This is a genomic window from Streptomyces sp. NPDC057654, from assembly GCF_042800135.1.
In the GTDB taxonomy this organism is placed as follows: Bacteria; Actinomycetota; Actinomycetes; order Streptomycetales; family Streptomycetaceae; genus Streptomyces.
In genome coordinates this window covers 1-4,496 of the sequence record NZ_JBHVHQ010000716.1, presented here as the reverse complement: position 1 = coordinate 4,496, position 4,496 = coordinate 1, and the positions used below count along the sequence as shown (strand labels likewise).

Annotated in this window: 3 protein-coding genes and 1 pseudogene; 2 read left to right on the top strand and 2 right to left on the bottom strand. The window is 69.0% G+C overall.

Going from position 1 to position 4,496, the window contains the following annotated elements:
* Positions 1-41: 41 nt before the first annotated feature.
* Together ACFU99_RS34335 and ACFU99_RS34330 are read right to left on the bottom strand one after the other, a co-directional pair.
* A complete protein-coding gene (locus ACFU99_RS34335; RefSeq protein WP_384399707.1) occupies positions 42-995 on the bottom strand; it encodes a pirin family protein in 954 nt (317 codons plus the stop codon).
* Positions 996-1,152: 157 nt separating this feature from the next.
* Positions 1,153-1,638 carry an SseB family protein gene (locus tag ACFU99_RS34330; protein ID WP_384399704.1) on the bottom strand — a complete coding sequence of 162 codons (486 nt, stop codon included), beginning with the start codon at positions 1,636-1,638 and terminating at the stop codon, positions 1,153-1,155.
* Positions 1,639-1,778: 140 nt separating this feature from the next.
* On the opposite strand from ACFU99_RS34330, the gene ACFU99_RS34325 reads away from it, so the two are divergent.
* Entirely contained in the window at positions 1,779-3,617 is a 1,839-nt protein-coding gene (locus ACFU99_RS34325; protein ID WP_384399701.1) for an acyl-CoA dehydrogenase, read from the top strand.
* Between the two features lie 198 nt (positions 3,618-3,815).
* Positions 3,816-4,496, top strand: a pseudogene (locus tag ACFU99_RS34320) (M18 family aminopeptidase); the annotation flags it as partial.

Genomic DNA, 4,496 nt, shown 5'->3' with positions numbered 1-4,496 from the left:
GTCGCTCGCTTTGGCGGGTTACTCCTCGTCGGCTTGGCGGGTTACTCCTCCTCCGCCGGCACCGTGCCCAGCCGACCGGCCTGGAAGTCGTCGAACGCCTGCGCCAGCTCGGCATGGGTGTTCATGACGAACGGGCCGTAGTGCATCATCGGCTCCCGGATCGGGCGGCCGCCCAGGAGGACGACCTCGAAGTTGGGGCTGCGGGACTCCTGCGCCTCGTCCGCCTTGATCGTGATCGAGTCGCCGTTGCCGAAGACCACCGCCTGGCCCATCCGGAACGGGCGGCCCTCCGCGCCCGCGGTGCCGCGTCCGGCGAGCCCGTACGCGAGGGCGTTGAAGTCGGAGCGCCACGGGAGCGTCAGCTCCGCGCCCGGGTTGATGGAGACGTGCATCATCGTGATCGGCGTGTGCGTGACGCCCGGCCCCGCGTGCCCGTCGATATCGCCCGCGATCAGGCGCAGCAGCGCCCCGCCGTCCGCCGACGTGAGCAGTTTGACCTGGCCGCCGCCGATGTCCTGGTAGCGCGGCGCCATCATCTTGTCGCTCTTGGGCAGGTTGACCCACAGCTGGAGGCCGTGGAACAGCCCGCCGCTCATGACCAGCGACTCCGGCGGCGTCTCGATGTGCAGCAGCCCCGATCCGGCGGTCATCCACTGCGTGTCGCCGTCGTTGATCGTGCCGCCGCCACCGTGCGAGTCCCGGTGGATGAACGTCCCGTCCATGATGTACGTGACGGTCTCGAAGCCCCGGTGCGGGTGCCAAGGGGTCCCCTTGGGCTCCCCGGGCGCGTACTCCACCTCGCCCATCTGGTCCATCATGATGAACGGGTCGAGGTACTTGTAGTTGATCCCCGCGAAGGCCCGGCGCACGGGAAACCCTTCGCCTTCGAAGCCGCTCGGCGCGGTGGCCACGTGCAGCACCGGCCGCTGCTCGGCGGCCGCCGGCGCGGCCACGCGCGGCAGGGTCAACGGGTTCTCCACGGTTACTGCTGGCATAGCGGGCCTCCTCGGCTCTTGCCCCCAATTTAGTTGAACAGTGAACATCTAGCAAGGAGGCATGTATTCCCCCGCCTCGCGGAGGGCCGTGACCAGGCACGCGAAAGGGCCCGCCGCGTCACGCGGCGGGCCCCGGTCGGAGGCGGAACAGCAGGACCTATCCGTACATACGACGCATCGCGAAGTCGACCATCTGCTCCACCGACTTCGCGTCGAACACCATCCGGTGATCGCCCTCCATGTCGAGCACGAAGCCGTACCCCGTCGGCAGCAGGTCGATCACCTCGGCCCCGGTGATCACGAAGTACTTGGACTCCTTCCCGGCGTACCGCCGCAGCTCCTTGAGCGAGGTGAACATCGGGATCACCGGCTGCTGCGTGTTGTGCAGCGCCAGGAAGCCCGGATTGTCACCGCGCGGGCAGTAGACCTTGGACGTCGAGAAGATGCCCTGGAAGTCCTCGGCCGACATCGAGCCGGTCGTGAAGGCCCGTACCGCGTCCGCGAGGGACGGCGGCGACGGCTCGGGGTAGAGCGGCTGCCCGCCGTAGCCGCCGGGCTGCTGCGCGTGCTGCTGCGGCGGCGGAGGCGGGGGCGGCGCGGCGTACCCCTGCCCCGCGCCCGCGTTCTGGTCGTAGCCGTACATGCCTACGAGCGTACCGAGCGGGTTGGGTCACAGTTGGCCCTTTGGGGGTTGCCTGTTATTACCCACGGGTAGCATCATGGTGGTTACCGATTGGTATGCATAAGAGATCACTGTCTCCCGAGCCTTACGGAGCCGTCGCCATGGGGCATTACAAGTCGAATCTCCGCGACATCGAGTTCAACCTCTTCGAGGTCCTCGGCCGCGACAAGCTGTACGGCACCGGCCCGTTCGCGGAGACGGACGTCGACACCGCCAAGAGCATCCTTTCCGAGATCGCCCGCCTCGCCGAGAACGAGCTGGCCGACTCCTACACCGACGCCGACCGCAACCCCCCGGTCTTCGACCCGGAGACCAATACGGCGCCGGTCCCCGAGACCTTCAAGAAGAGCTACCAGGCGTACATGGACGCCGACTGGTGGCGGCTCGGCATCCCGGAGGAGATCGGCGGCACCACCTCGCCCCGCTCCCTGCTCTGGGCCTTCGCCGAGACCGTACTCGGCGCCAACCCCGCCATCTGGATGTACGCCTCCGGCCCCGCCTTCGCCGGCGTCCTGCACGAAGAGGGCACCGAGGAGCAGCACGCCGTCGCGCAGCGCATGGTCGACCGCCAGTGGGGTTCCACCATGGTGCTCACCGAGCCCGACGCGGGCTCCGACGTCGGCGCGGGCCGTACGAAGGCCGTCCAGCAGGACGACGGCTCCTGGCACATCGAGGGCGTCAAGCGCTTCATCACCTCGGGCGAGCACGACATGTCCGAGAACATCATCCACTTCGTCCTCGCCCGCCCCGAGGGCCACGGCCCCGGCACCAAGGGCCTCTCCCTCTTCATCGTGCCGAAGTACGACTTCGACTGGGAGACCGGCGAGCTCGGCGAGCGCAACGGCGCCTACGCCACCAACGTCGAGCACAAGATGGGCCTCAAGGCGTCCAACACCTGCGAGATGACGTTCGGCGCCGTCGACGGGAAGCCCGCCAAGGGCTGGCTGCTCGGCGAGAAGCACGACGGCATCCGCCAGATGTTCAAGATCATCGAGTTCGCGCGGATGATGGTCGGCACGAAGGCCATCGCCGCCCTCTCCACCGGCTACCTCAACGCCCTGGAGTACGCCAAGGAGCGCGTGCAGGGCCCCGACCTCGCCGCCTTCACCGACAAGGCCGCGCCGCGCGTCACCATCACCCACCACCCCGACGTGCGCCGCTCGCTCATGACGCAGAAGGCGTACGCCGAGGGCATGCGCGCCCTGGTGCTCTACACCGCGTCCGTACAGGACGAGATCATCGTCCGGGAGGCCGCCGGCGAGGAGGCCGAGGCCAAGGCCGCGCACCGCCTCAACGACCTGCTGCTCCCCATCGTCAAGGGCTACGGCTCCGAGAAGTCGTACGAACAGCTCGCGCAGTCCCTCCAGACCTTCGGCGGCTCCGGATACCTCCAGGAGTACCCGATCGAGCAGTACATCCGGGACGCCAAGATCGACACCCTCTACGAGGGCACCACCGCCATCCAGGGCCAGGACTTCTTCTTCCGGAAGATCGTCCGCGACCAGGGCCAGGCGCTGACCGCCCTCTCCGAGGAGATCAAGAAGTTCCTCGCCGAGGCCGCCGGCGGCGAGGACCTCGCACCCGCCCGCGACGAGCTCGCCAAGGCCGCCGTCGACCTGGAGGCGATCGTCGGCGCGATGCTGACCGACCTCGCCGCCACCGAGCAGGACGTCAAGTCCATCTACAAGGTCGGCCTCAACACCACCCGGCTGCTGCTCGCCTCCGGCGACGTCGTCATCGGCTACCTGCTGCTCAAGGGCGCGGCGGTGGCCGCCGACAAGCTCGCGGGCGCCGGCGCCAAGGACAAGACGTTCTACGCGGGCAAGATCGCCGCCGCGAAGTTCTTCGCGCACACCGTCCTGCCGCACGTCGCCGTCGCCCGCGCGCAGGCCGAGTCCGTGGACCAGTCCCTGATGGAGCTGGACGAGAGCGCCTTCTGAGCCCGCTCGAAGCCGCTCGAAGCCGCTCGAAGCCGCCGGAGGCAGGCCCTTCACACGGGCGCTTACAAGCCGCAAAAAGGACCGGAGGTTGAAGAGCCGGTCCGAAAACCGACGGTAGTTCCCGCGGACGGGGCCCGATTCCCTCACAGAGGGACCGGACCCCGTCCGTTCTCCTGTTCTGATCCTTATCCTGAGGCCATGAGCTCTGCGCACCGCTTCGATCGCGGCCACACCGACGACATGATGTCCTACCTCGCCGCGAGCCCGTCCCCGTACCACGCGGTGGCGAACGCGGCCGCACGGCTGGAGAAGGCCGGATTCCGCCAGGTCTCCGAGACCGAATCGTGGACCCCGCCCGCCGGCGCGGCCGGGTCCGACGAGACGGCCGGCGGCAAGTACGTCCTCAGAGGCGGCGCGATCATCGCCTGGTACGTACCGCGCGGCGCGACCCCGGCCACCCCGTACCGCATCGTCGGAGCCCATACGGACTCCCCCAACCTGCGCGTCAAACCCATCCCCGACACCGGGGCCCACGGCTGGCGGCAGGTCGCCGTGGAGATCTACGGCGGCGCGCTGCTCAACACCTGGCTCGACCGCGACCTCGGCCTCTCCGGCCGGCTCTCGCTGCGCGACGGCACCACCCGCCTCGTCAACGTGGACCGCCCGCTGCTGCGCGTACCCCAGCTCGCCGTGCACCTCGACCGGTCCGTGCACACCGAGGGCCTCAAGCTCGACAAGCAGCGCCACATGACGCCGATCTGGGGCCTCGGCGACGTCCACGAGGGCGACCTGATCTCCTTCGTCGCCGAGGAGGCGGGCGTACCGGCCGCCGACGTCACCGGCTGGGACCTGATGGCCCACAGCGTCGAGCCCCCCGCC